Genomic DNA, 26,289 nt, shown 5'->3' on the forward strand with positions numbered 1-26,289 from the left:
GGTAAATATTCCCAGGCCTGCCAGAAGTGACGAATGAGAAATGTTGTATGCTCTTAACGGATTGAGCATGCTTTTGGACCATTCCAGGAAATAGCTCTGGCATATAGACCGTACCCGAAACCGACACAGGTGGACTGGTAGAGAATACCAAGGCGCTTGAGAGAACGATGCTGAAGGAACTAGGCAAATTGCTCGTGTAACTTCGGGATAAACGAGACCCATATGTGGGCAACCATGTATGGGTGGCACAGACCAGGGGGTAGCGACTGTTTAGTAAAAACACAGGGCTCTGCGAAATCGAAAGATGACGTATAGGGCCTGACGCCTGCCCGGTGCCGGAAGGTTAAGAGGAGATGTGAGAGCATTGAATTGAAGCCCCGGTAAACGGCGGCCGTAACTATAACGGTCCTAAGGTAGCGAAATTCCTTGTCGGGTAAGTTCCGACCTGCACGAATGGCGTAACGACTTCCCCGCTGTCTCCAGCATCGGCTCAGCGAAATTGAATTCCCCGTGAAGATGCGGGGTACCCGCGGTCAGACGGAAAGACCCTATGAACCTTTACTGCAGCTTTGCAGTGGCATCAGGAAAATTCTGTGTAGGATAGGTGGGAGGCATCGAAGCAGGGGCGCCAGTTCCTGTGGAGCCGTCCTTGAAATACCACCCTGACTTTTTCTGATGTCTAACCGAGGCCCATTAGCTGGGTCCGGGACCCTGCATGGCAGGCAGTTTGACTGGGGCGGTCGCCTCCTAAAGGATAACGGAGGCGCGCGATGGTGGGCTCAGGTCGGTCGGAAACCGACTGTCGAGTGCAATGGCATAAGCCCGCCTGACTGCGAGAGTGACAGCTCGAGCAGAGACGAAAGTCGGCCATAGTGATCCGGTGGTTCCACGTGGACGGGCCATCGCTCAACGGATAAAAGGTACTCTAGGGATAACAGGCTGATCTCCCCCAAGAGTCCACATCGACGGGGAGGTTTGGCACCTCGATGTCGGCTCATCACATCCTGGGGCTGGAGCAGGTCCCAAGGGTTCGGCTGTTCGCCGATTAAAGTGGTACGTGAGCTGGGTTTAGAACGTCGTGAGACAGTTCGGTCCCTATCTGCCGTGGGTGTAAGAGACTTGAGAGGATTTGTCCCTAGTACGAGAGGACCGGGATGAACGAACCTCTGGTGCACCGGTTGTCACGCCAGTGGCACAGCCGGGTAGCTAAGTTCGGAATGGATAACCGCTGAAAGCATCTAAGCGGGAAACCAGCCTCAAAACTAGGTCTCATAGAGCCGTTCAAGACCAGGACGTTGATAGGTCAGGTGTGTAAGGGAGGTAACTCTCTTAGCTAACTGATACTAATCGCTCATATCTCTCACACATAAACACATGCACAGTCATCTCCTACTCAAAAACACTTCTCATAAAAATACGCACTAACACTTCTTACTCTCTCTTTACAGAGTGAGCGGGAAGACCTGGTGGCTATGGCAGGGGGATTAAACCCGATCCCATCCCGAACTCGGCCGTAAAACACCCTAGCGCCTATGATACTGCACCTTAAGGTGCGGAAAAGTCGGTCGCCGCCAGGTCCCCTCGCTCACTCTCTTTACCCACCACCGCTGCGGGGTGGAGCAGCCCGGTAGCTCGTCAGGCTCATAACCTGAAGGCCGCAGGTTCAAATCCTGCCCCCGCTTCCAATTCATCCCCCCACCTAAAAATAATACCCAAAGATTATTAAAAACGACTTCTTGTAGCGATTGTCACCACCACCCGCCGCTCCGTTACTAAACTGCCCCGCCCCAACCAGCGGATCATTCTTGCTTAAATTTACCTCACTCCAGATACGCAGTCGCTTCGACTGGTTGTGCCAGTAAATCCCTAACGTCGCTCTCTGTGAATTACGGTAGCCGCTCTGGTCCTTTAAAAAGACGTTATAGTCAGCAAATACGTCCATATCAAATGGGAATAACTTGCCTGTATTAATTGTCCGACCAATTTCTACAAAAAATAAATTGCCTTTCCCCGCTATATTATACGCAGAATCATAATCCCCAACCGTGACGGTATGTTGTCTGAAACCCTTCGGGTTTGCCGTCCCTATATCTTGCCTCGCATACAGAAATTTGGAGTGCCAGGGCCCATGTTTTGCTTTCAGACTGAAGGCAAAAGCGCGCCGTAGACCGTTCCCGTGTGTATCAAGATTATGGATCTGCGATAGCCAGAATGAGGTAGAGGCAGAAAGGTCTCCTTCTTTCCAACGGGCTAACTGATATTGAAACCGCCCAATCAGCATATTGCGTTCTACATTATGCGTGCCACCTGCAAGCGAACTGTCTGCATTCACAATATTAACGGAATAACGGGCGCTGTCTCTGCTTATCCCAAAGGCATTAGGTGCTGTTTGAGGGAAATAGCCGACTTCCACACTGTAATTTTTCCCTGTATGCGCATAATCAATCCCGACATTATAGGTTTCCTCCAGCCCGAAAACAAAGCCCATACTATTAAGGAAGGACGATCCAAAATATTGATCCTCAAAGGGAACGGTCTGTAATCCTATCGTGACTTTATCGGCTTTCCCTAATTTGGCACCGACATAGGCATACATGGGGAAACTGATCTCTCCCGGATAATCTTTATATCCGGATTTTTTCCCATACATGAAATTCCCGCCATAAAGACGATATTGCGTGGCACCATATATGATTTTTGAATCATAATTCATGGTGAAAATGAATGTATCGTAGGAGAGATGTTTGGATGTTTTCCGTTTCCCACTATTATCGACATCATTAAAGCGGAGGTCGTAACGGCCACGTATGGCACCCCCAATCTTCAGCTGGCCGGAGGGGATGACCTCCTTGTCAGATGTTGGCATTTTATCAGCTGCCGAAGGTGGCATATAAGTGGGGTCAAATTGAGGAATTGGTTTGGCTATAAAACCAGGCCAGACGATTTGAACCGGCCCTTCTTTCTCTGTTTCAGCGTGTGCATTGCTGAAGATTAACAGACTTCCTTCTATAAGGTATAAAATATGTAAAAATGATTTTGTTCTTCTTTTATGTCTTTTGCTCATACATGATAGCTTACTTAACAAATATTATCAGTTACGAATAAATAGATCGTGCATGGAAAGTCTGTTTGAAATGCACGATCTATTTGTGAGTCTTTTACTGAGACGTAGCATCCAACCAGATGGTTTTGATCTCGGTATATTGGTCATGTGCCCAGGCGGATTTATCGCGTCCTCCAAAGCCTGACTGGTTATATCCGCCGAATGGTGTGCTGACGTCGCCTTCACCGAAGCAGTTTATGGTGACAACCCCGGCCCTTATCTCGCGTGAGAGGCGCAAGGCGTTGCGTAAATTGCTTGTATAGGCTGAAGCAGCAAGGCCATAATGCGTGTCATTGGCAAGCTGGATTGCTTCATCCAGTGTGTCGAATGTTGTGACGCACAGCACAGGGCCAAAAATCTCTTCCTGAAAAAGAAGACTATCTGGTCTGACACCATCAATAATGGTTGGTTCAACATAAATATCTTTATGTGTTTTACCGCCCGTTACGATTGTGAGCTGTTCTTTTCTGGCCTCTTCAAGGAAAGATTTGACCTTCTCAAAATGCGTTTTGCTGACCAATGAGCCAAGACGGTTTTGGGGATCAAGGGGATCTCCCATTTTCCAGCCATCAAGTTTTGCACACATCTGGTCAAGAAGCGCATTTTTGACACTGCTATGAACAATCAGTCGGGAACTGGCTGAGCAATTTTCTCCCATATTCCAGAAGGCACCCGCAAGAACCTGCTCTGCAACACTTTCAATATCAATGATATCGTCCATGACAACAGCAGGGTTTTTGCCACCACATTCTAGAACAATCCGCTTCAGGTTGGATTCAGCCGCATAATGCAAAAAGCGCCGTCCGGTGGCGGTAGAGCCTGTAAAGCTGACCATGGAAATATCTTTATGCCGTCCAATCGGTTCACCCACTTCTTTCCCGCCACCAGGGACAACGTTAAAAACCCCAGCAGGAATTCCGGCCTGATGCGCCAACTCTGCAGCTCTAAGAGCCGTCAGGGTTGTTTCAAGTGCGGGTTTGACAATAATGGAACAGCCAGCTGCAAGAGAGGGGCCTATTTTCCAGGCAAGCATAAGGAGAGGGAAGTTCCAGGGGAGGACAAGGCCAACAACGCCAATAGGCTCCCGAACGACCATGGCTACGGCATTAGTGCCACTCGGAGCTGTGTTGTCATAAATCTTGTCAATCAACTCAGCATGCCAGCGGATGGTATGTATGGCTTCCGGGATATCGGTCAGTTCACATTCACTGACAGGTTTCCCGCTATCGAGACTTTCCATAACAGAAAGCTCGTGTGCATTTTCCTCAAGCAGGGCGGCAAAACGCAGAAGAATGTTTTTACGTTCTGTCGGGTGCAGGCGCCACCACCGGCCATCATTAAATGAGTCCTGGGCCGCTTTTACGGCATCATCCACATCGCTGGCATCGCAGGCAGAAATATGGCCCAGAAATTCGCCTGTGGCAGGATTGATCGTCTCGAAAACGTCCCCTGAATTAGCGGGGCGAAAAGCCCCGTTAATAAATGCCTGCTCAGGAAAAGTGACTTTTTTAGCAAGAGCTTCATATTCTGAAGCTGTTAAAACGGTTGCCATTATTTCTTTTCTCCCGTAATGGCGGCGACGTCTTTTTTCAGTTTCTTGACGATGACTTTAAGAAGCTCTTCCTGGGCATCCGTGAGAGGCTGCAATGGGGCACGAACGCCACCAGGGTTGAGACCAACCAGTTTACAACCGGCTTTGATGGACTGCACGAATTTGCCCATTTCAAGGAAGTCCATCAGAGGCATCATGGCCGTCATAATCTTGCGTGCTTTATCGAAATTTTTCTCTATGACAGCAGCTTCATAAAGGGCGATATGTTCATGTGGGATGAAGTTTGCACCCGCACAGATCCAGCTCCGGGCACCCCAGGCAAAGAATTCCAGCGCCTGGTCATCCCATCCGCAGGCCAGCTGAATTTGTGGGAATTCGCAGGCCAGCATATGAAGTTGTGAAGGCAGACCGGAACTTTCCTTGATCCCGATGATGTTCTTAGATTTTTTTGTAACGATGCTCAGGAATTCCTTACCCATCATGACGCCCTGACGGCCAGGATAATCATAAAGGACGATCGGAAGTCCCGCAGCTTTATCGACGGTCAGAACGTGATGGGCATTTTCTTCCTGAGTGGGAAGAGCATAAGGAGAAGAGCCAATCAAAATGGCATCCGCCTTGATGTCTTTGGCGCCTTTAGCGAGTGTGACACATTCTTCAGTGCGAATGGAGCCAACACCGATAATCAGTTTCGTTCTCTTGCCGATAACCTCTTTCGCATAAGCGGCAAGATCAAGCCTTTCCTGGAGGGTATGGGCGTAATATTCCCCTGTTGATCCGGCAACAACAATCCCGTGGACGCCTGAATCAATCAGGAATTCAAGGACCTCAGCATACGCTTTTTTGTTGATTTCATTATTTTTATCCAAAGGGGCGATAGCGGGAGGGAAAATACCGTCAATATTCATTTTAAAATCTCCTGACAAAACAAGGTTGAATTAAGGTTGATAAGAGGGCTGGCTTCTATTCTGGTTATGAAAGGGAAGCCGCTTCTTCCAGGCTCATTGAGCGGGTTTCGGGAGCGAGCAGGTAAGAGATGATCAGTCCCACAAATGTAATCCCGGCAGCAAAGAGCATGGTATTGCCGATGCCGATGGCATGAAGTGCGATCGGAACAAGCCATGTGCCAATGGCTGAACTTAAGGAAGCCGCCGCTGACCCCAGCCCCACAGCAGAAGCTCTGATCTCTGTTGGAAAGAGTTCATTGGGATAGACAAATTCCAGCACCTGCGCCCCACCTGTCATAACAGCGTAAGAGCAGAAGAAAATCAGGATGAACCATGAAGGGGCAGAGGGAAAAACGCCCAGAACCAGAAGAGCAATGCCTGACCAGAGGAAACTTTGGAGCAACATGGTTCTGCGTCCGATATGGTCGATCAGTTTCGTAGCGCCCCAACATCCGACGACGAAGGTTGCTGTGATGCTGATTGAACCGATAATGGTCAGGGAGCCTGTCAGTTTAAGGCTTTCCAACAAAGCAGGAACAAAGGCATATACGGCAAAAATGGGGATGACCGCGCAGGCCCAGAATGCCATGACGAAGAAAATTCTTTTGCCGTAACCGGCCTTGATGGCCTCAGAAAGTGAGAGCGCTTTTTTGCCTGAAGGCTCAGTTTCAAGGTTGCGGAGAGAGAAATCACTTCCGTAGACACGTTTGATAACGGCCTCAGCATCCTGAGGGCGGTTTTTGCTTAACAGCCAACGCGCTGATTCCGGTGCCCCGATACGGAAGGATAGAGCCGCTGCGGCGACAAGAGCAGGGCTTGCCAGTACAAATCGCCAGGCTTGTGCGCTGTGAGTGCCCAAAATGAGGTAGCCAACAACATAAGCAAGCGCCGCTCCGAAAAACCATAAAATGGACAGCATGGAAACGCGTGGGCCACGATATTTCGTCGGGATAAACTCTACGAGCAGGGAACCGGCGGCTGTATATTCAATCCCGGATGCCAGGCCTGAACAGATACGCAGACATAAAAGCGTGACGCCATTATGCACAACAAACATGAGTAGAGAGCAAATGATGATCGCAATGGGAGAGATGAAATAAAGCCGGCGACGGCCGAAATGGTCTGTCAGCATTCCCCCTGTAAAAGCCCCTATAAAGAGGCCAATCAGAGCCGCGCCTCCTATGATCCCGGACCAGGAATCACTGAGATGCAGAGCTTCCTTACTTTGAACGGCTGCTACACCAATGATGCTCATGACATAGCCAACCATAAGCCACCCTAAGGCGACTGCTATGGTAAGGCGCTGATGAAAGCCATTAACGGGCACATCATCAATAGAAACCGGTTTGTTATTAGGTTCCATAAAGAAAACTCACACATCACTGACCGATTATTCGGCCAAGAAAGAAGGTCTTTCCTCTCTGCCGGTAAGGCCTCTGATCATCTGGCGGCAGAGAGGAAAGAGCGGTTGTTTCGAGGAGTTAACTTTCCAGCCCGGCTCGGTAACTGTCCCATGCAAGGGTTGCATTGACACCGAGTGAGAGGAAAGGCTCGGGGGGCAGCTTGTTGGGGCCGGGAGAAGCAAGCAGCATATCGATCAGGTCATTGCGCTCACCGGCCAGCCAGTCTGCCAGAAGGGTTCCGGTGGCGGTTCCGCGTGTAATGCCGAGGCCGTTACAGCAAAGGGCGCCATAGACATTCGGGGCAAACTGCCCGAAATAACCTTCATGATTGCGCGACATGGCCAGATAACCACTCCAGCTATGCTCAAACTCCACATTTGCCAGCATCGGGAAACGGCGGAGGAAGGACCGACGGTGATTTTTGATGAACCGGTCCAGGCAATGAGCATTGGGGCGCCCATTGGGGTTAAAGCTGAAGCTGTTACGGACAAGAATGCGATTATCAACAGTGCGGCGGATCGTGCTGCCATAAGGACTTGCCGGAATCACGCCCCAATAAGGTTTACCACCAAGACGGCTCTGTTCTTCTTCCGTCAGAGGACGCGTCAGGCTGCCATAAAGGAAGAGGGGAATCATGGTATGTTTTAAACGTTCAATACCAAAATTCTGCCCAAAGCCATTATTGGCCAGGATAAGTTTGTCAGTAATGATGCGCCCATTACGATGGTAAAGAGTTATCTGCCCACCATAATCAATGCCAAGAATAGGGGTGTTTTCATAAAGCGTTACATTGGGAGGAAGCGTATCAGCCAGCCCTTTTACCATAGCAGAAGGCTGCACCAGAATTGTGCCGGACGTATAAAGAGCACGGCGATAGAACGATGTGCCGATGTGATCGGGGAGGTCTTTTCCTTCGATCAGCTCTGAAGGCTCGCCGATTTTTTCAAGGCCACGCTTATAGGCCTCAAGAACAGCAAGGCCTTTGCCTTCAATAGCGGCCTGATATTTACCGCAGGCGCGTAACTGACACTCAATGTTATTGTCTTCAACAGTCTGGCGGAGAATGGTCTGGCCTGTTCTGTTGAGTTTCAGGATCATTTTAGCGGTGCTCGGATCACCAACATAATCCTTGGCCCCGATATCATGAGGTAAATCAATCGCAAAGCCTGCATTACGTCCCGCAGTGCCGAAACCGACTTCTTGTGCTTCGACAAGAACAATCTGGTCTGAGGGGAAATTCTTGGCCAATTGCCGCGCTGCTGCCAGGCCAGTCAGTCCTGCCCCGATAATTGTCCAGCGTGTTTTGATATTTCCTGTTGCAGAAGGAGCCGGCTGCCTGTGGCGGCTTGTGCGAAACCACCCACAACCAGGGTCATCAGCGGGAAGAGCATTGATTTTGTGCATATGATCCTTCTTTACCCGTCTTTACTGTCTTTTGAAGGCAGATAGAGACTCCACAAAAGTGTTCAACGACGAGAAAATGAATCCATAAAGATTATTTTATGTAAATTATTTTTCTGTGAGGTAACGGTTTTTTTATAAGCTTTATTTTTATTGTCGATTATTGAGAATTGATTCTAACCATCATGAAAATAACTTAAGTGTTATTATTGATAACGGAAATTTTACTTAAAATAATAAATTATTTTTCTATTAATAAAAGAAGATTTTTAAGTAACGTTTTTTGCTAATGACACATTAGCGGGCTTTTCTTTTTTTAAATCCTATGTAAAAGACAGATTATTCATACTATAGAAATATGTATACATATATAAATTATAAATAATTATTTTCCTATAAAGGTGCATGACTCATGAAAGGGACTTTTTGTTATGCTCACTTCATGAAAAAAGTGTATTTCCTGAAAAGCGACGAACCGGCCTCTAAAGCATCCTCTTTAAAATGTAAGAAAGATGTATAAAATCAATGCCTTTTAAAATTCATCACCTGATTTTTATCCGTCTTTACAGTGCTGTCTCTGTTATGATCTGGAGGGCCTCTCAGAAGGGCAGCGCTTTGCTGCCCCGGTTTTAAAATTTAAACTCAATAGTCTGCATATACATCACGCTTTGCTGCGCTCCGACACGGCGCATGGCGTGGGAGAGAAGGATACCCTCAATATCATGGGTCCAGGCCCAGTGCGGCGCAAAATTCCATGAAAGCTGGGTGTAAGGCATGGCACCAATAAAACCGCCATGTAAATTATCCCGCCAGCTATAGATTTTACCATTGCCTCCATAAACGGCATCCTGAGTGCTTTCACGCCACATGAAGGGGACGTGCAGTTTCAGATGCAGGAAAGGATTGATGGTGAAATTGGCAATTGGACCAATACTGATCAAATTTGCAGAGGTAACGGAGAGTGAAAGATCATTGTAATTTGGCAGGGGAACAAAAGGGGCGCCAAACGTGCCAATAGCGCCATCTTTGCTACGACTTGACCCACCGGAAAACAGATCTGCCTGCACGCCAAAGCCTGGTTTCCCGGGCCAGTCAGGGCGTGTGTAGGTTATGCTGCCATTAAGAGCATAGGCACGGACCGGTCTGGTTTTTCGGTTACCCTGTGAGGGGCGGAATTCGCCACCCTGGTAAATGCCGGTCAGGTTCAGGCTGAAATTACCGATATTGCCCCATAAGCGCACACCGACATTGTCCCTGCGGGTGGAGCCTTTTTGTGTTCCGCCAATCGTGGCGGTGGGAATGGAAGCGGGAGCGCCGTTATAGAGATATCCCAGAAAAAAGACATCGGCGAACATCTGACTTTTCTTGCCCATGAATTTGAAAGAGGGAAGGGCCGTTGAGGTATAGATGCCATAAAGCCGGTTATTATAATTGGTTCCATCAGCAAAAACTCTTTTGGGAAGTTTGTTTGTCTGCATAAAGTCAAACAGGTCAACACGGAACCGTTTCCATACAGCATAACCGCGGAAACCGTCCCATGACTGCTGTACGTTCACCAGATCACGTGCTGATTGAATGGAGATCGGTGCATCCAGGAAAACCTGTCGGCCGCCGATAACACCCATTTTTGCGCCTAATAAGTGCCCTGTGATTTCCAGAATCCCTTGTTGCAGGTCCAATCTTTCACGCTGAGTGCCACTCTGATAGCCATATGTATTGGACCCTCCAGCGACTGCGTAAAGAAACTCTGTATAGGCCCTGATATGCTTTCCTATATGAAGGTCAGCGCCATACAGATTGCGCAATAGGACGCGGCTGGAATTGGTTTTGCCTGCATTGCCCATCAATGGCTGATTTTCAAAGATATAACGGAGGCGTTCTTCCCCGCTGAAGCTGATCCAGATACTGCCACTGTCATTAAGCTTGACGTATTTCAGCCTGTTAAACCAGTCAGCGTCCCGAACACTTTGCGGAGCGTTGGCAAGGGCGCTCCAATCTTCCGCCCAGCGATTTTGTCCATATCCATTAACACTTCCAAAACCGGAGGCAGCGCCTCCGGCTGCGTTAAAGACACCCCAATCTCGATGATAGAGAGCTCCTTTTACAAGTGCGTCCTTATCAGGTGCCGGCAGAACTGGGACCGGAGCAACAGGCGCCAATGGAATGGAAGCGTCTGGTGCCGCATTGGCAGAAATAACGGGCGTCAGGGCAGAGGTAAGGGCAATGCTGCTCAGGGCTATGCTGACAGTTTTCCAGTGACGCAAACGACAAGAAAAGTTTCTCATCTGAGACACCTATTGAGGGGATTATTAAAAATGGAAAATTGAATTGCCCTGACATGGCTGAAGAACGTTCTTGCCGGATGTCAGACTTTCACAGCGAGGAGCGGTTCTGCTTCGTTCCTGGTGTTGTGGAATGCGGGTGAAGCTCTTTGGATGAAGATTTTTTATTGTGGACATTTAAGCGTTCTTTATTGTCTTTTTAAGAAAATAAAGACTCCATTTAAGTTTTATAAAGACACAGAACTGAATCCACATGAATCGCATCATGTAAATATGAATCTTTTATTTAATTAGTACTTAAAAAGACTCTGCATAATGCGAGATCTATTCTTAGAATCCGTATGGTATCAGAAAGTTTACTTTAAATGACGAAAATTTTACTTATAGTATATGCAATATGTATGCCTGATTGATGACAGTATATCGGTCTTTTTTCATAAACATATATTTAAAATAATTTATAAGAATTACATAACTTCTGTATTAAGATAGTATTAAGAAGATAATTAATATTTCTGGTTACTTTATTTAGATAATTATGCAAAATAAATGATTATAAATATATCCACATACTATAAATTACTTTTAAAAGCATACCTCTCACATTCGTGATTAAGAGAGTGTGCTTGTATTTAATTTGAAATAATCGTATAATTTCTGCCCGTTTTTTAATATTTATTTTCACAATATCAGCCTTTGAGAGCGAGACACAATGAGGTTACCGGAAGTTTTAAAGCATCGTTACGCGACGAAGTCTTATGACAGGACAAAAACGATTCCAGCAGAAATATTTGCGGAGTTGATGGAAAGTCTGCGTCTGGCGCCGTCCTCTGTGAACTGTCAGCCCTGGCATTTCATTGTGGCTGATGATGAAAAAGGGAAGGCGCGCGTTGGTAAATCAACGGAAACCGCTTTCAGGACCAACCACACAAAAATCATGGATTCTTCTCATACAGTCGTTTTGTGCGCGCGTACGTCGCTGCCTGACGCGTATCTGGATGATGTATTGGCACAGGAACAGAAAGATGGCCGCTTTCCTGATGATGAGGGGCGGGAGCTTACTCATAAAATCAGAAGTGGCTTTGTAAAACTGCATGAGCAATATGGCAGCGTTTCAGCCTGGAGCCAGAAACAGCTTTATATTGCTTTGGGCACTTTGCTGCTGTCGGCTGGGTTTCTGAAAGTGGACGCAACACCGATCGAAGGGTTTGACGCTGAAATTTTCAACGAGGAATTTGGTCTGGCAGAAAAAGGTCTTACAGCCTGTGTGATTGTTACGCTGGGCTATAGAGACCAGCGTGACCCCAATGCGCATCTGCCAAAGTCCCGTTTCCCTTCGGAAATCGTTTTCTCGCGTGCGTGATGGATCAGAAAGATAAAGGCTGAAATGTTATAATCGTGCCTTTCTACCCTGTTTTGTGAGCAAAATAGAGAGAAGGGCACGGTTTTTCTAAAAAGCAGGTCACATTTTATGTTTCTATTGCAATTGAGATTGATTCTCATTTAAGGTGACTTTATCACCTTTATGAGGAGTCCTCCCAATGAGTGTTCTGCTTGTATCTGATCGTTGCTTTGTCTCGTCGCGTTCTTGTTCCTGTCTGACTTATGATGAAAAACTGGCTTTATGGACGGTGCGCCATCTTTTCGGGCCGTCAGTTCTGTTTGCCAGGCGGCAGTTTTCGCTCAGGGCTTTTTACGGGCGGGATGTCGAGCCCGTTCTTGCTCTGGCTGCGACGATTTATATCACGGGGATTAATGCGCTTTCCTCAACGACATGCAATCAAGAGGAGATCGCCCTTCTGGCTCATTTGGAAAGAGAGCAGAATCTCCAGGTTCCGCTATCTTCCGGAACGAAGAAAGAGAGGGTGGTGAGGTATGTGAGCGCCCTTCTGGCGGCCCGTGGGTGCTGGCTACCCCATTATGATATGGATATGCAGAAGGGAGAGGGTCTGTTTTTGCAGGCGGCCGAATAAGGATATGTCGGGGTCATTCTGCTTGGAAAATTTATAATCTTATAACGTCCGAAGGGCGCTAAACTCAGGAAATATCCAAAAAAACAGTCAGTTGTCAGAGAAGCGGTAAGTCTCCTGATTTCTACCGTTATTTTGCAAAAGCACTTGCCACCAGTTTTTTATCTTCTAAAAAGAGGGTGTCGATTAGGCAATGTGGGCAGAATATACAGGTGTAAAGAGAGAGATAGATTGACTCATCAGATTTATACTGTTGCAGAAGGGCTTGATCTACAGTGTGGGCAGAAGCTTGCTCCGCTTGATATAGCCTATCAGACATATGGAACGCTTTCTCCCGCTCGTGATAATGCCATCCTTCTCTGTCATGCCTTGACGGGGGACCAGTATGTCGCACAGCAACACCCCATAACAGGCAAGCCCGGCTGGTGGACGCGTATGGTCGGGCCTGGTCTGCCTATCGATACGGACAAATTTTTTGTTATATGCAGCAATGTGCTTGGTGGCTGCATGGGGACGACCGGTCCGCTTTCTATCCGTGATGAGACTGGGGAGCCCTGGGGGCCCGATTTTCCTACAATTACCATGCAGGATATTACGGAAGCCCAGGTGAAGCTGATTGATTTTTTCGGTATTCAGCGTCTTTTTGCGGTTATTGGTGGTTCAATGGGAGGGATGCAGGTGCTCTCATGGGCCGCCCTTCATCCTGACCGCGTCTTTGCGGCCATGCCGATCGCGACAGCAACCTATCAATCAGCCCAGAATATTGCCTTTAATGAAGTCAGCAGGCAGGCGATTTTTGCCGACCCTGACTGGCATGATGGTCATTATAAGGATTTTGGCGTTATTCCTGCTCGCGGGTTGGGGGTAGCTCGTATGATGGCGCATATCACCTATCTGTCTGAAAAGGCTTTAAGTCGCAAATTCGGCCGCAGGATCAGGGAAGGGACCGTCCCCCGGCAGCCGGAAGGAATGCCACTTCTTTTTAAAGGTATGTTTGAAGTCGAAAGTTATTTGAGGCATCAGGGATCCAGTTTTGTGCAGCGTTTTGATGCAAACGCTTATCTGACAATTTCCCGGGCGATGGATTATTTTGACCTGGCCGAAGATTATAATGGTGATCTGGCAGAGCCTTTTCGTCGCTCTCAAACGAGATTTTGCGTCGTTTCATTCAGTTCTGACTGGCTGTTTCCAACGTCTCAGTCACGCACATTGGTGCGGGCTTTGACGCGAGCAGGTGGGAATGTCTCTTTTGTGGAGATTGAAACAGATAGAGGCCACGATGCTTTCCTGCTGGACGAGCCTGATTTTGACCGGACAATGAAAGGCTTCCTTAAAGGGGCGGCGGATCATGCCGGCCTGTCCTATGGCCATTGTTTAGGGGGTGTCGTTCATGCGGGTTGATCAAAGATTGATAGCGGATATGATTCCCAATCGCAGTCGCGTTCTTGATGTCGGGAGCGGGGACGGGCGGTTGATCGACTATCTTTTTCATCAAAAAGAATGTGAGGCACAGGGAATCGAGATTGATATGCGCTCGGTGACCAGATCCGTCGCTCATGGTCTGCCTGTCATGCAAGGTGATGCTGACCATGATCTGGCTGATTATCCGGCAAATACGTTTGATTACGTTGTTCTGCAACGCACTCTGCAGGCCGTCGAGCGCCCCAGAGAAGTGTTAAGGCAGCTCCTGAGAATTGGGCATTATGCCATCGTTTCATTTCCAAATTTTGGTTATTGGCGGTTGCGTTGGCAGCTTTTATATACAGGACGCATGCCCATGACGCCTGTCTGGAATACGCCATGGTATATGACGCCCAACATCCATCCCTGTACTATTTATGATTTTATTGCTCTGTGTGAGGCAGAAAATTATAAAATCGAGAAATGGTGGGCAGTGAGGGAAGATGGTCGCGCCGCTTTTTTAAGCCACTCTTTGACAATGGCTAATCTGTTTGGAGAACAGGCGCTTTTTCTTCTTAGAAAGGCCTGACTTTAGATCACTCCTTATTGAAAAAATTCTTTATTTTCAAAGTAGTTAGAAAAATCTTATGGTCTATTTGAAAAATTAATTAATCAGGCTATCTTGAAGTTCCACTCAATCAGAACTAAATCAGTACTATATAAATCATTTAATTAATGCGTTGCTGCCTGTTCAGTCTGCCAACGCGCCAGGGAGTAAATATGACGGATTTTGAATCGCTTGGTCTTGCTGAGCCCATTTTAAAAGCTTTGAAGGAACAGGGTTATCAAATTCCGACTCCCATACAGGCAGAATCCATCCCGCATCTTCTTGAGGGGCGGGATCTATTGGGTCTGGCCCAGACAGGAACAGGCAAAACGGCTGCTTTTGCGCTCCCTATTCTGCATCATATCCTTGCCAGACCAAAACGCTTAAAGCCTTATGAAGTAAGAGCACTCGTTCTAGCGCCGACAAGAGAGCTTGTGTCGCAGATCGGGGATAATTTTGCACAATATGGCCGCCATATCGGGTTGCGTCATGCTGTCATTTTCGGAGGCGTCGGGCAGAACCGCCAGGTGGAAGCCCTTAAGAGGGGGGTGGATGTTCTAGTAGCCGCTCCCGGGCGCTTGCTGGATCTTGTATCTCAGGGTTTTGTTGATCTTTCCAGGACTGAGTTTGTTGTGCTGGATGAAGCCGATCGTATGCTCGATATGGGCTTCATTCATGATATCCGCAAAGTCATCAATGTGTTGCCTAAAGAGCGTCAGACGCTTCTCTTTTCTGCGACGATGCCTTCTTCCATTGAGGAACTTGCCAACTCACTGCTGAGAAATCCGGAGCATGTGCAGGTCACACCTGAATCCAGCACCGTTGATCGCATCCGCCAGGCGGTTCTCTTCGTGGATGGAGACAAGAAAAAAGAAGCGCTTCTCATGTTGGTGGATAATGACCGTGTTGAGCGGGCTGTCGTGTTTACCCTCATGAAACATGAAGCCAATAAGGTCGCTGACTATCTCAATGAGAATGGGATTTCAGCCGCAGCGATCCACGGGAATAAATCCCAGGGGGCCCGTGAACGTGCCATGAGCGGTTTCCGTGATGGAAGTATAAAGGTTCTCGTTGCAACAGATATTGCAGCGCGTGGAATTGACGTTGATGAAGTCTCTCACGTGTTTAACTATGATCTGCCAAATATTCCTGAATCCTATGTTCACCGGATTGGTCGTACGGCTCGTGCGGGTCGTGAAGGGTGGGCGATTACCCTTTGTGAGGCAGAGCAGAGAGCGTGGTTGCACGATATTGAGCGGCGGATTGGCAAGGGTGTCCCTGCCATCACCAATCATCCTTACCATTCTGAAGAGGCACGTCTTTCAACCATGCGCCCACCTGTTCTGGGAGGCGGTCGCCGTCAGGGGCGTCGTTCAGATCGCGGGGCAGGCAGAGGGCAGGCTTCCAGAAGAACGGACAGACATTCTTCTCAGGGCAGCAGACGCAAGTTTTCACGCTGAATTTAACGGCGTTCTAATTTTCGGACATCCGCTTTCAGGGAGTCAAAAACTGTCTCCCTGAAACAAGCGTGTTACTGATGGACAGGAGTCTTTCATGAGTGATCTTGCTGTGGCCTCTCCTTTGATGTGGGGACATGGGGCTGTAAAGTTCGACATTTTTATTGAGCCGACCTGTCCTTTTTGTGTGCGTACTCTTCGCAAAATAATGCCTCTGCTGTCTTTAGTGGGGGAGGAACGTGTCACGCTGGAGCTTCATATTCATTCTCAGCCGTGGCATTTATTCTCCGCTATTGTCAGTCGCGCCGTTCTGGCTGCTGCAACATTGACTGACGGGAGAGACCAGGCCTGGAAAGTTCTTCAGGCAATTGCTGACCACCGGGAGGAATTTGAATTTCTTCATCATTCCTCCGGACCTAATATGGACGTAACACCTCGTGAGGTTCTCAGAAAACTTGAGGATTATAGCGGTGTGTCTTTACAGAAAGCCTTTGAATCAGACGAAGTAACAAAAGCCATAAAACGTCATGCCAGATTTTCCCGGCAGAATGGTATTCACGTTTCTCCAACTTTTATGATTAACGGCCTGATAGATGACCGGTTCAGTAGTGGCGAAGATATTGCTGAGTGGGGATCTCGCCTTATTTAAAATTAATTAATATTTATAGTATTGATGGATTTTATATATGTCATTTAATGAACTGGCTGTCATTTTATGTGTTGATACAGCTTATACACGTTATGACTTTTGCAGATATTGCTAATTTTATTTTAAAATGGAATGTATTCTATTTTGATCGTGCGTGGAATGTTCTACTTAATTATGCGGAATCCGTCTCTGATATTACTGAAAGTGATCCATCTCTGCAATTTTGCTTAAATAACTCCAATGTAATTCGTTGTGCCGCTAGACTGAAACCTTGAAAGGGGGCTGTAGTGCAAATATATATATCGACAGAAATTGGCTCATAGAGATTCACTCATTTTAGAATTATAAATTAATGATTTTTTTGAAATGGAAATATTATAATATTCGGAGGAATTGCCATGGATATAACGCCTGTTATTGTAGCTTTTGACCGGACTTATTATATTCCGGGTCTGGTTGCAATAAAATCCATGCTCGATCATATTTCTGATAAAAGCCGTATAGAAATATTTGTCTTCCATAATAATCTTTCCCGTTCTTTTATTTCAGCCGCTGAAAAAATTATTCTATCATATGGGTGCATGGTTACATTTATTGATGTATCTCATGCTTTTGATGATATCAGCTGCAAAAATGGGGTGCCTAAAGAGCTATATTATTCGCTTTTGATCCCGCAATATTTTAAATCTTATCATAAAGCAATTAAACTTGATGTTGATATGCTTTTTAGGGATGATATTTTAAAGATTATTGACGCATTACCTGAGGATAAAAAAATCGGCGCAGTTCGATGCGTTTTTCGTCAGTATACAAAATATGGCGATTTTTGTGATTTCAGGCGAATTACGTTAGAGACTGGTATCCGCAATGTTGATCATTATTTCAATGGTGGCATGGTTGTCTTTAATAATCGTCTGATTACTGATCAGGAGCGCTCTGATTGTATCAGTCTGATCAGTCGGCACTGGCATTCAAATGAGGAAATGATCCTGAATTATGTTTTTCAGGATTCACTGCATCTTTATTCCCTGAGGTGGAATTTCCAGATCGAGCTTGAATGTGAGCCGTCTTCCTCTTTTTCAGAATTTATCAGGGAGGATATGGATAAAAGCCGCGACGATATGGCTGTATGTCATTTTATAGGACCGGCAAAGCCGTGGGGTAATTTTGCCTTTACAGACAAGGCTCAGGCTCTGCTTGAAGAATATAGAAATGTCACCAGGCAGGTTTTGCGTGATATCGAAAAAGCGTCTGCTTCTGTTTTGTGTGGTCCTATGTGGCATAAAATGGAAAATTTTTAGGACTTATCTTTAGTGCTGATTATGTGATTTGAAAAAATAGAAGCGAGATTGACCAGAATGAAATTCTGTATTGTCGGTGCGGGTTTTAGTGGCGTTGTTCTTGGTCATCACCTTTCTCGAAAAGGACATGATGTTGCGCTAATTGATGAACGCTCTCACGTGGCTGGGAATTGTCATACGTCGCGTGACGAAAATACCAATGTCATGATCCATCATTACGGCCCACATATTTTTCACACCAATCATAAGGAGGTGTGGGATTATGTCCAGCAATTCGGGAAGTTCAGGCCTTATATCAACAGGGTTAAGGCAATCTCTCAAGGGAGGGTTTATACTCTTCCTGTCAATCTTCTGACCATTAACCAGTTTTTCCAAAAAGTAATGGGCCCCGAAGAGGCGAGGGATTTCATTCGGGCCAAGGCGGATCCGTCAATCGTCCGTTCCGCCAATTTTGAAGAGCAGGCACTCTCCATGATCGGCCGGGAGCTTTACGAGGCTTTCTTCAAGGGGTATACGCGCAAACAATGGGGCATGGACCCTGTTAATCTGCCAGCGTCTATTTTAAAGAGACTGCCGGTCAGATTTAACTATGATGATAATTATTTCAGTCATCCTTATCAGGGAATTCCTGAAAATGGTTATAGTGATGTTGTTCAGAATATCATCAATGACTCGCGTCTGAAATTGCATCTCAATACGACATTTGAAGACTATAATAGGGATCATGATTTCGATCATGTCTTTTATACAGGGCCGATAGATCGTTTCTTCAATTTTTCCTGCGGGCGTCTAGGGTATCGCACGCTGGATTTCGAGCGCTTTGAAGGCGAGGGGGATTATCAGGGAACGGCTGTCATTAATTATTGTGACGAGAGCGTGCCTTATACCCGTATCGCTGAGTATAAGCATTTTACGCCGTGGGAACTGCCTTCTCTGGAAAAGACGGTTTATTTCCGTGAATATAGCCGCCTGGCAAGAGAAAAGGACACGCCTTATTGTCCCATAAGGTTGGCAACTGAAACGAAAATGCTCAATGATTATATTTCATTGGCAAGGCAAACGAAAAACGTTTCATTCCTGGGGCGCCTTGGCACTTACAGATATCTGGATATGGACGATACAATCCTGGAAGCCTTGAAGGCATGTAACGTCATTGATGAAAGAGTGAAAGCAGGGGCAGAGATGCCCGTATTTTTTTCAGAGATATAAATTTAGAACGCTAAGATCTATGTGCCAGACTTCTGTCTGGCGGAGAGGGTGGGATTCGAACCCACGGTACGCTATTAACGTACGGCGGTTTTCAAGACCGCTGCCTTCAACCACTCGGCCACCTCTCCGCAACTCGCTTGGAGTGAAACTGCATAAACCCGAAAAAGAAGGCCGCGTCAAGTGGTTATTAACGCTTGACCCAAAAGATTTCTCTCTCTAGAAAGAAAAAAGTTTTCGGACACGTCACTCCGCGAGGGTTCGCGCAGTGGCGCGTTTGTTGTGGAATAAAGGTTTAATCGTGTTCGAGCAACTTTCCAGCAGAATGTCCCGTGTTTTTGAAGGTCTTTCCCGGGGAGGGAAACTTTCAGAAGCTGATGTCGCTGAGGCCATGCGTGAAGTTCGTCTGGCCATGCTGGAAGCCGACGTTGCTCTGCCTGTTGTTCGTTCCTTTGTTTTCAATGTTAAAGAGAAAGCCGTCGGGGAGCAGGTGCTCGAAGGGGTCTCCCCGGGTCAGGCTGTTGCCAAAATCGTCAATGATGCCTTGATCGAGGCTTTGGGTGGTGCAGGCGCTGTTCCACTTAATCTGGCTGCTGCTGCGCCAGTGCCTCTGCTTATGGTAGGCTTGCAGGGTGCTGGTAAAACAACAACAGCCGGCAAGCTTGCTTTGCGTATTGCAGGGCGTGAGCGCAAGAAAGTCCTTCTGGCGAGCTTGGACGTGCAGCGTCCTGCCGCTCAGCTTCAGCTTCAGCAATTGGCTCAGCAGGCAGCCGCTCTTACAGAAGGCCGTGTTGTGTCGCTCCCGATTGTGGCGGGACAGCAGCCGGTTGACATTGCTCGCCGGGCGCTGGATTCTGCAAAACGTGAGGGATTTGACGTTGTCATCCTTGATACGGCAGGGCGTCTGGCGATTGATGAAGCTCTGATGAATGAAGTGCGCCAGGTGCGTGATGTCGCGAACCCGGCAGATACGTTGCTGGTTGTTGATGCCATGACCGGTCAGGATGCTGTGAATACCGCACAGGCCTTCAAGGATCAGGTCGGTATCACCGGTGTTGTCATGAGCCGAATGGATGGCGATGCCCGCGGTGGTGCGGCTCTGTCCATGAAAGCGGTTACAGGCGCACCGATCAAGTTTACGGGTTCAGGTGAAAAGCTGGATGCTCTTGAGGAGTTTTATCCCGAGCGTGTTGCCGGGCGTATTCTCGGCCTGGGTGATATTGCTGGGCTGGTTGAAAAAGCCTCAGAGCAGCTGGATCAGGAAGAAGGCGAGCGTGTTGCAAAGAAGATGCTCGCCGGCAAGTTTGATCTTGATGATTATGTCTCGCAGATCAATCAGATCAATAAACTTGGATCTATTTCAGGAATTCTGGGTATGTTGCCCGGAATGGGGAAATTGAAAGAGAAGCTTGAGGGGAAGAATATCGATACGTCGATTTTCAACCGCCATAAAGCCATTATCTCTTCCATGACCTCAGAGGAACGCAAAACGCCAGGTATCATCAAAGCCTCGCGTAAAAAGCGTATAGCAGCAGGTTCCGGCACGACTGTGCCGGAGGTTAACCGGTTGCTCAAGCAGTTTGATGAGATGTCCACCATGATGAAGCGTATCAGTAAAATGGGTCTTTCAGGCCTGATGCGTGGCATGGGGGGCGCTGGCGGACTGGGCAATCTTATGAAAGGGATGGGGCCGCAAGGTGGTCGTCCTCCTTTCCAATAAGAACCGGATAGAGCCGTTAGTGAAGTTTTTTGTTAGTCAGGAGTCATTATGAGCCTAAAAATTAGATTGGCCCGTGCAGGGGCAAAAAAACGCCCTTATTATCACATTGTTATTGCTGACAGCCGCAGCCCGCGCGATGGTCGTTTTATCGAGAAAGTCGGGGCCTATAACCCTATGCTTCCTTCCGAGCATGCTGACCGCGTGAAGCTCAATGATGAGCGCATCAAGCACTGGCTGTCACAGGGTGCACAGGCGACAGATCGCGTTGCTCGCTTCCTGGGTAATGCCGGTCTTGCTCCTAAATTTACCTATAATGAGCAGCCTAAAAAGTCCGCTCCTGGCAAAAAAGCTCAGGAACGTGCAGCAGCAGCGGCCGCTGCTGCCGGGGAAGCCGCTTAAGGTTTTCCCTGAGCGCCTGAATGGAGCATAAATCCTTGTCGCGTTTCCCGTCTGACCAGAAGATCCATATCGCTACGGTAGGTCGCCCTCATGGGGTGAAGGGCCTTGTGCGCCTTCATGCCGTGATGGAAGAGCCGGATCTGCTGGAAGGGCTTGACCCTGTCTTTGACGATCAGGGCCAGAAATGGAGCGTGCAATGGAAATCTCAGGGTGTTGCAGCTTTAACTGATGAACAGGGTTTCGCTTTGTCAGATCGGACCGCAGCGGAAAAAGTCGTTAATAAGCGGCTTTATACGTTGAGGTCGTCTCTTCCGCCCGTGGAAGAGGAAGATTTTTATCATATTGATCTGGTCGGGCTGAAAGCCATTTCTCCTGAAGGAGAAAAGCTGGGACGGGTAACATTTGTCCATGAATACGGAGCAGGAACAAGTCTGGAGCTTGATTCCGGTGCTCTTGTACCTTTTACCAAAGCCTGTGTGCCAAGCATTGATCTTGAAAAAGGGGAATTAGTAATGATTTTCCCTGATGAGATTGAGGTTGAAGGGGACCTGGCGGGGGAAGTGCAGGTGCGCACGTGACGTGGCAAGCTGATATCATAACTCTTTTTCCCGAGATGTTCCCGGGGCCTTTGGGTTTTTCTCTTGCAGGGCGCGCCTTGCAGGAGGGGACGTGGTCTTGTCAGGTTCATGATCTCCGTCCTTATGGACTGGGGAAACATCGTGCGCTTGATGACACACCTTTTGGCGGCGGTGCTGGTATGGTCATGCGCCCGGACGTTCTGGCCCATGCCCTTGATGACGTTACGAAGTGTGATGGGGCAAAGCGTCCTGTCATTTATCCAACGCCGCGTGGCAAGCGGGCGACACAGAAAGATGTGGCTCGTTTTGCCGAAGGGGCAGGGGTTGTGATTCTTTGTGGACGTTTTGAGGGTGTTGATGAACGTGTATTGGAAAAATACAATGTTCAGCAGCTTTGCCTTGGCGATTTTGTCCTTTCCGGGGGAGAAATACCGGCCTTGGCCTTTCTGGATGGCTGCGTGCGTCTGCTGCCAGGTGTGATGGGGTCGTCTCTGAGTGGCGAGGATGAAAGCTTCTCTGACGGGTTATTGGAATATCCCCAATATACACGACCAGCGGAGTGGGAAGGGGTCTCGGTTCCATCAGTTTTATTGTCAGGACATCATGGGGATATTGCCCAGTGGCGTCGAAAAGAATCAGAGATTGTCACGCGTGAGCGTCGTCCCGATTTATGGGCAGCTTACAGTCGGCAATCCTTATCGTGAATGAGTGTTAGGAGTTAGGTTAATGAACATTGTGCAAGAGTTTGAAGCACGCGAAATAGAGCGTCTTTCTGCCCTTCGTGGCGTGCCGGAATTTGAAGCTGGCGATACTGTGCGCGTTGGTGTGCGCGTTGTTGAAGGAACACGTGAACGTGTTCAGTCTTATGAAGGTGTTGTGATTGCCCGTTCAAACCGCGGAATCAACAGCAACTTCACAGTGCGTAAAATCTCCAATGGTGAGGGTGTGGAACGTGTTTTCCCACTTTACTCTCCTTCTATTGCTGAGATTGAAGTTGTTCGCCGTGGTAAAGTCCGTCGTGCGAAGCTTTATTACCTGCGTGGACGCTCTGGTAAGTCTGCACGTATTGCAGAACGTCCCAGAGATGTTAATAAAGCAGATGCAAATAAAGGCGGAGAAGCCTCCGCTTCTTAATATGGGAGATATGTGAGAATGCAGAATTCGTCATCCCCCCGGACTCTTTATGATAAAGTCTGGGACGATCACGTTGTCAAAACGCTCGAAGACGGGACCTGCCTTCTCTATATTGACCGTCACCTTCTCCATGAGGTGACAAGCCCGCAGGCTTTTGATGGCTTGCGGGCCGCCCACCGCAAGGTGCGGCGCCCTGATGCGACGATGGCCGTGGCGGACCACAATGTGCCGACAAGTGACCGTTCTCTTCCGATAGAAGATCCCAAAAGTCGTTTTCAGATTGAGACACTCGAAAAGAATGTCAAAGAATTTCATGTCCCTTATTTTGCCCTGAATTCTGACGATCAGGGGATCGTCCATGTTGTCGGACCGGAGCAGGGGATCAGCCTTCCTGGTATGACGATTGTCTGTGGTGACAGTCATACGTCAACACATGGAGCCCTGGGCTCTCTGGCCTTTGGGATTGGCACGTCAGAAGTCGAGCATGTTCTGGCAACGCAGACCCTTCAGCAGAAACGTGCAAAAAATATGCGCGTGAATGTTGAAGGCGAAGTTGGCCCGGGTGTGACGGCCAAAGATATTATGCTGGCAATTATCGGCAGATTAGGGACTGCTGGCGGGACGGGGCATGTCATCGAATATGCAGGCTCAGCTGTCAGGGCGCTGGATATGGCAGGGCGGATGACGCTCTGCAATATGTCCATTGAGGCAGGAGCGCGTGCCGGCATGATTGCCCCTGATGAAACGACTTTTAACTACGTAAAAGGTCGTCCCTTTGCTCCGAAGGGTGAAGCGTTTGAGGATGCCGTTTCTTACTGGAAGACGCTGGCCAGTGATGAAAATGCTGTATTCGACGCCGAAATTACGCTTGATGCGGCTGAAATTCAGCCCTCAGTGACATGGGGAACAAGCCCTGAAGATGTTTTGCCGATTACAGGCACAGTGCCTGCCCCGGAGGATTTTGCAGACCCTGCAAAAGCAGAGCGTACACGCCGTGCTCTGAGTTATATGGGGCTTGAGGCAGGTCAGCCTATTGCAGGCACACCGGTTGATGTTGTGTTTATCGGTTCCTGCACGAATAGCCGTATCGAAGATCTGCGTGTGGCTGCTGATCTTGTTAAGGGCCATAAAGTCGCAGAAAATGTGCGGGCGATGGTTGTTCCTGGTTCAGGGCACGTTCGCAAGCAGGCTGAAGCAGAGGGGCTGGATAAAATTTTCCTTGATGCCGGGTTTGAGTGGCGTGAGGCAGGGTGCTCCATGTGCCTCGGTATGAACCCCGATCGTCTGAAGCCTTATCAGCGTTGTGCTTCAACATCCAATCGTAATTTTGAAGGCCGGCAGGGCCCTAATGGCCGCACGCATTTATGCTCGCCAGCCATGGCGGCTGCCGCTGCTGTTACGGGCACGCTCTGTGATCCACGGACACTTCAAAGGGAGGGCGTATAATGGAAAAATTTACAACCCTGACGACGATTGCAGCTCCTCTGCCGAAAGAAAATATCGATACAGACCAGATCATTCCGGCGCATTTTCTGAAAACAACGCAGCGCACAGGTCTCGGCAAGCATCTTTTCGCAGCACAGCGTTATAATGAAGATGGCAGTGAAAACCCGGATTTTGTTCTCAATAAACCAGCCTATCGCAAGGCGGGTATTTTGATCACACTCGATAATCTGGGGTGCGGGTCATCGCGTGAACATGCCCCCTGGGCGTTGCTTGATTTTGGGATCAGATGCGTTATTGCGCCTAGTTTTGCGGATATCTTCCATAATAACTGTTTCAAAAACGGTATTTTGCCGATCAAACTCCCCCGCGAGATTTGCGAAAGTCTGATGAAAGATGCCGAAGCGGGTGCCAATGCCCGCTTTACGATAGACCTTGAAAATCAGGTTATTATTCGCCCCGATGGTGAGAAGGTTCAGTTCGAAATTGACCCTTTCCGCCGGCAGATCCTGCTTGAAGGGCTGGATGATGTTTCCCAGACCTTGCAGTATGCGCAGGATATTACCTCATTTGAAGAACGGCCCTCCCGGTCATGGATTCCCTCTACTGAGCAAGAAAAGGCATAATCATGGCACATAAATTATTGCTTTTACCAGGTGATGGCATTGGCCCGGAAGTGATGGTTCAGGCTCTCAGATTACTGCAATGGTTGCAGGATCATCGTGGTCTGGAGGTTGAGCTTGATAAAGACCTGGTTGGCGGGGCATCACTGGCCGTTCATGGTGTGCCTATTCGTGATGAGGTGATCGCCAAGGCAAAAGCGGCTGACGCTGTTTTATTTGGCTCAGTTGGCGATCCTCAGTGGAAAGATGTGCCCTTTGATCGCCGTCCTGAGGTGGCCATCCTGCGTTTACGCAAGGATCTGGAGCTTTATGCAAATCTACGTCCTGCCAAGCTTTTTGACCCGCTCCTTTCTGCTTCGGCCTTAAAGCCGGAAGTGGTGCGTGGGCTGGATCTTCTGATCGTGCGTGAGAGCGTTGGTGGCATTTATTTTGGTGAACCAAGGGGTATTGAGACCCTGCCAGATGGTACGCGCAAAGGGATCAATACAGAAGTTTACACCACCCCGGAAATTGAGCGTGTAGCCAGAGTGGCGTTTGACCTGGCGCGCCTGCGTCAGGGGCGGGTGTGCTCAGTTGAAAAATGCAACGTCATGGAAAGTGGCCTGCTTTGGAAAGAGGTGGTGACGGATTTGCACCGCCGTGAATATCAGGACGTGGAACTGTCTCACATGTTGGCTGATAATTGTGCCATGCAGCTTGTCAGGGCGCCGCGTCAGTTCGATGTGATTGTAACGGGCAATCTCTTTGGTGATATCCTTTCTGATCTCGCTTCCATGCTGACAGGCTCATTGGGGATGTTACCGTCTGCAACGCTGGGCAATGAATCAGGCAATGGTAAAAGGGCGGCACTTTATGAACCAATTCATGGAAGTGCTCCTGATATTGCCGGCAAGGGTATTGCCAACCCTCTGGCACAAATTCTCTCTCTTTCCATGCTGTTGCGTTATTCCCTGAAGAGAAGCGATGATGCTGATCTGATTGAAAATGCCGTTTCGAAAGTGCTTGAATCAGGCTTGCGGACAGCCGATATCGCCTCAAAGGGTGAAGAAGCTGTCAGCACTGAAGAAATGGGGCAGGCTGTTCTCAAGATGATGAGTGAACTGGCCTGAGTTT

General features: G+C 48.2%; 22 protein-coding genes, 2 tRNA genes and 2 rRNA genes (1 of these 26 only partly in view). 19 read left to right on the forward strand and 7 right to left on the reverse strand.

Going from position 1 to position 26,289, the window contains the following annotated elements:
- From ACSYSY_RS02940 to ACSYSY_RS02950, 3 genes are all read left to right on the forward strand, one after another.
- Positions 1-1,368 (forward strand): 23S ribosomal RNA (locus ACSYSY_RS02940); it begins 1,372 nt to the left of the window's first position.
- 94 nt (positions 1,369-1,462) lie between these two features.
- Positions 1,463-1,577: ribosomal RNA gene (rrf, locus tag ACSYSY_RS02945) — 5S ribosomal RNA — on the forward strand.
- Between the two features lie 31 nt (positions 1,578-1,608).
- A tRNA-Met gene (locus ACSYSY_RS02950) sits at positions 1,609-1,685 on the forward strand.
- Between the two features lie 14 nt (positions 1,686-1,699).
- Here the strand turns inward: ACSYSY_RS02950 and ACSYSY_RS02955 are convergent.
- The 6 genes from ACSYSY_RS02955 to ACSYSY_RS02980 form a co-directional block, all read right to left on the reverse strand.
- Positions 1,700-3,064, reverse strand: coding sequence for a hypothetical protein (locus tag ACSYSY_RS02955; RefSeq protein WP_491707825.1), 1,365 nt, complete (start codon positions 3,062-3,064; stop codon positions 1,700-1,702).
- A gap of 94 nt (positions 3,065-3,158) precedes the next feature.
- Positions 3,159-4,655: an aldehyde dehydrogenase gene (locus ACSYSY_RS02960; protein WP_491707826.1), complete on the reverse strand. Its 1,497-nt coding sequence runs from the start codon at positions 4,653-4,655 to the stop codon at positions 3,159-3,161.
- Positions 4,655-5,563 (reverse strand): dihydrodipicolinate synthase family protein, encoded by a 909-nt coding sequence (locus ACSYSY_RS02965; RefSeq protein WP_491707827.1) that lies wholly within the window; start codon positions 5,561-5,563, stop codon positions 4,655-4,657. The genes ACSYSY_RS02960 and ACSYSY_RS02965 overlap by 1 nt, the downstream gene beginning before the upstream one ends.
- Before the next feature lie 64 nt (positions 5,564-5,627).
- Positions 5,628-6,965: an MFS transporter gene (locus ACSYSY_RS02970; RefSeq protein WP_491707828.1), complete on the reverse strand. Its 1,338-nt coding sequence runs from the start codon at positions 6,963-6,965 to the stop codon at positions 5,628-5,630.
- A gap of 118 nt (positions 6,966-7,083) precedes the next feature.
- Positions 7,084-8,409: an NAD(P)/FAD-dependent oxidoreductase gene (locus ACSYSY_RS02975; protein WP_491707829.1), complete on the reverse strand. Its 1,326-nt coding sequence runs from the start codon at positions 8,407-8,409 to the stop codon at positions 7,084-7,086.
- Between the two features lie 626 nt (positions 8,410-9,035).
- Positions 9,036-10,691: an alginate export family protein gene (locus ACSYSY_RS02980; protein WP_491707830.1), complete on the reverse strand. Its 1,656-nt coding sequence runs from the start codon at positions 10,689-10,691 to the stop codon at positions 9,036-9,038.
- Between the two features lie 709 nt (positions 10,692-11,400).
- Here ACSYSY_RS02980 and nfsB point away from each other — a divergent pair.
- The 8 genes from nfsB (at position 11,401) to glf (ending at position 19,282) form a co-directional block, all read left to right on the forward strand.
- Positions 11,401-12,051: an oxygen-insensitive NAD(P)H nitroreductase gene (gene nfsB, locus ACSYSY_RS02985; protein WP_491707831.1), complete on the forward strand. Its 651-nt coding sequence runs from the start codon at positions 11,401-11,403 to the stop codon at positions 12,049-12,051.
- A 178-nt stretch (positions 12,052-12,229) separates the two neighbouring features.
- A complete protein-coding gene (locus ACSYSY_RS02990; protein ID WP_491707832.1) occupies positions 12,230-12,661 on the forward strand; it encodes a hypothetical protein in 432 nt (143 codons plus the stop codon).
- A gap of 228 nt (positions 12,662-12,889) precedes the next feature.
- On the forward strand, positions 12,890-14,059 hold the full coding sequence (metX, locus tag ACSYSY_RS02995) for a homoserine O-acetyltransferase MetX (protein ID WP_491707833.1): 1,170 nt from the start codon (positions 12,890-12,892) through the stop codon (positions 14,057-14,059).
- Positions 14,049-14,648 (forward strand): methionine biosynthesis protein MetW, encoded by a 600-nt coding sequence (metW, locus tag ACSYSY_RS03000; RefSeq protein WP_491707834.1) that lies wholly within the window; start codon positions 14,049-14,051, stop codon positions 14,646-14,648. The genes metX and metW overlap by 11 nt, the downstream gene beginning before the upstream one ends.
- 191 nt (positions 14,649-14,839) lie before the next feature.
- Positions 14,840-16,126, forward strand: a complete 1,287-nt coding sequence (locus ACSYSY_RS03005; protein WP_491707835.1) for a DEAD/DEAH box helicase — start codon at positions 14,840-14,842, stop codon at positions 16,124-16,126.
- A gap of 94 nt (positions 16,127-16,220) precedes the next feature.
- Positions 16,221-16,772, forward strand: a complete 552-nt coding sequence (locus ACSYSY_RS03010; protein WP_491707836.1) for a DsbA family protein — start codon at positions 16,221-16,223, stop codon at positions 16,770-16,772.
- Between the two features lie 398 nt (positions 16,773-17,170).
- On the forward strand, positions 17,171-18,073 hold the full coding sequence (locus ACSYSY_RS03015; protein WP_491707837.1) for a glycosyltransferase family 8 protein: 903 nt from the start codon (positions 17,171-17,173) through the stop codon (positions 18,071-18,073).
- Between the two features lie 57 nt (positions 18,074-18,130).
- Entirely contained in the window at positions 18,131-19,282 is a 1,152-nt protein-coding gene (glf, locus tag ACSYSY_RS03020) for a UDP-galactopyranose mutase (RefSeq protein ID WP_491707838.1), read from the forward strand.
- 37 nt (positions 19,283-19,319) lie between these two features.
- Here glf and ACSYSY_RS03025 read toward each other — a convergent pair.
- Positions 19,320-19,410, reverse strand: a tRNA-Ser gene (locus ACSYSY_RS03025).
- Between the two features lie 170 nt (positions 19,411-19,580).
- Here ACSYSY_RS03025 and ffh point away from each other — a divergent pair.
- The 8 genes from ffh to leuB are packed head-to-tail and all read left to right on the forward strand — an operon-like array spanning position 19,581 to position 26,285.
- Positions 19,581-20,999 (forward strand): signal recognition particle protein, encoded by a 1,419-nt coding sequence (gene ffh / locus ACSYSY_RS03030; protein ID WP_491707839.1) that lies wholly within the window; start codon positions 19,581-19,583, stop codon positions 20,997-20,999.
- 48 nt (positions 21,000-21,047) lie between these two features.
- On the forward strand, positions 21,048-21,398 hold the full coding sequence (rpsP, locus tag ACSYSY_RS03035; RefSeq protein ID WP_491707840.1) for a 30S ribosomal protein S16: 351 nt from the start codon (positions 21,048-21,050) through the stop codon (positions 21,396-21,398).
- A gap of 20 nt (positions 21,399-21,418) precedes the next feature.
- The gene (gene rimM, locus ACSYSY_RS03040; protein ID WP_491707841.1) at positions 21,419-21,976 is read left to right on the forward strand and encodes a ribosome maturation factor RimM; all 558 of its coding nucleotides are present in this window, start codon (positions 21,419-21,421) and stop codon (positions 21,974-21,976) included.
- A complete protein-coding gene (gene trmD, locus ACSYSY_RS03045) occupies positions 21,973-22,680 on the forward strand; it encodes a tRNA (guanosine(37)-N1)-methyltransferase TrmD (protein WP_491707842.1) in 708 nt (235 codons plus the stop codon). The genes rimM and trmD overlap by 4 nt, the downstream gene beginning before the upstream one ends.
- A 22-nt stretch (positions 22,681-22,702) precedes the next feature.
- A complete protein-coding gene (gene rplS, locus ACSYSY_RS03050; protein ID WP_491707843.1) occupies positions 22,703-23,110 on the forward strand; it encodes a 50S ribosomal protein L19 in 408 nt (135 codons plus the stop codon).
- An 18-nt stretch (positions 23,111-23,128) separates the two neighbouring features.
- On the forward strand, positions 23,129-24,556 hold the full coding sequence (gene leuC / locus ACSYSY_RS03055; protein WP_491707844.1) for a 3-isopropylmalate dehydratase large subunit: 1,428 nt from the start codon (positions 23,129-23,131) through the stop codon (positions 24,554-24,556).
- On the forward strand, positions 24,556-25,179 hold the full coding sequence (leuD, locus tag ACSYSY_RS03060; RefSeq protein ID WP_491707845.1) for a 3-isopropylmalate dehydratase small subunit: 624 nt from the start codon (positions 24,556-24,558) through the stop codon (positions 25,177-25,179). The genes leuC and leuD overlap by 1 nt, the downstream gene beginning before the upstream one ends.
- Positions 25,180-25,181: 2 nt before the next feature.
- Complete coding sequence (leuB, locus tag ACSYSY_RS03065) at positions 25,182-26,285, forward strand: 3-isopropylmalate dehydrogenase (RefSeq protein ID WP_491707846.1); 1,104 nt, start codon at positions 25,182-25,184, stop codon at positions 26,283-26,285.
- The last annotated feature ends 4 nt before the right edge of the window (positions 26,286-26,289 follow it).

The sequence above is a fragment of the Aristophania sp. ESL1100 genome, from assembly GCF_058511235.1.

Bases quoted from the DNA above. Each gene is read 5' to 3' on its own strand.
- ACSYSY_RS02955 (WP_491707825.1), bottom strand. From the start codon at position 3,064: ATGAGCAAAAGACATAAAAGAAGAACAAAATCATTTTTACATATTTTA.
- ACSYSY_RS02960 (WP_491707826.1), bottom strand. From the start codon at position 4,655: ATGGCAACCGTTTTAACAGCTTCAGAATATGAAGCTCTTGCTAAAAAA.
- ACSYSY_RS02965 (WP_491707827.1), bottom strand. From the start codon at position 5,563: ATGAATATTGACGGTATTTTCCCTCCCGCTATCGCCCCTTTGGATAAA.
- ACSYSY_RS02970 (WP_491707828.1), bottom strand. From the start codon at position 6,965: ATGGAACCTAATAACAAACCGGTTTCTATTGATGATGTGCCCGTTAAT.
- ACSYSY_RS02975 (WP_491707829.1), bottom strand. From the start codon at position 8,409: ATGCACAAAATCAATGCTCTTCCCGCTGATGACCCTGGTTGTGGGTGG.
- ACSYSY_RS02980 (WP_491707830.1), bottom strand. From the start codon at position 10,691: ATGAGAAACTTTTCTTGTCGTTTGCGTCACTGGAAAACTGTCAGCATA.
- nfsB (WP_491707831.1), top strand. From the start codon at position 11,401: ATGAGGTTACCGGAAGTTTTAAAGCATCGTTACGCGACGAAGTCTTAT.
- ACSYSY_RS02990 (WP_491707832.1), top strand. From the start codon at position 12,230: ATGAGTGTTCTGCTTGTATCTGATCGTTGCTTTGTCTCGTCGCGTTCT.
- metW (WP_491707834.1), top strand. From the start codon at position 14,049: ATGCGGGTTGATCAAAGATTGATAGCGGATATGATTCCCAATCGCAGT.
- ACSYSY_RS03005 (WP_491707835.1), top strand. From the start codon at position 14,840: ATGACGGATTTTGAATCGCTTGGTCTTGCTGAGCCCATTTTAAAAGCT.
- ACSYSY_RS03010 (WP_491707836.1), top strand. From the start codon at position 16,221: ATGAGTGATCTTGCTGTGGCCTCTCCTTTGATGTGGGGACATGGGGCT.
- ACSYSY_RS03015 (WP_491707837.1), top strand. From the start codon at position 17,171: ATGGATATAACGCCTGTTATTGTAGCTTTTGACCGGACTTATTATATT.
- glf (WP_491707838.1), top strand. From the start codon at position 18,131: ATGAAATTCTGTATTGTCGGTGCGGGTTTTAGTGGCGTTGTTCTTGGT.
- rpsP (WP_491707840.1), top strand. From the start codon at position 21,048: ATGAGCCTAAAAATTAGATTGGCCCGTGCAGGGGCAAAAAAACGCCCT.
- rimM (WP_491707841.1), top strand. From the start codon at position 21,419: ATGGAGCATAAATCCTTGTCGCGTTTCCCGTCTGACCAGAAGATCCAT.
- rplS (WP_491707843.1), top strand. From the start codon at position 22,703: ATGAACATTGTGCAAGAGTTTGAAGCACGCGAAATAGAGCGTCTTTCT.
- leuC (WP_491707844.1), top strand. From the start codon at position 23,129: ATGCAGAATTCGTCATCCCCCCGGACTCTTTATGATAAAGTCTGGGAC.
- leuD (WP_491707845.1), top strand. From the start codon at position 24,556: ATGGAAAAATTTACAACCCTGACGACGATTGCAGCTCCTCTGCCGAAA.
- leuB (WP_491707846.1), top strand. From the start codon at position 25,182: ATGGCACATAAATTATTGCTTTTACCAGGTGATGGCATTGGCCCGGAA.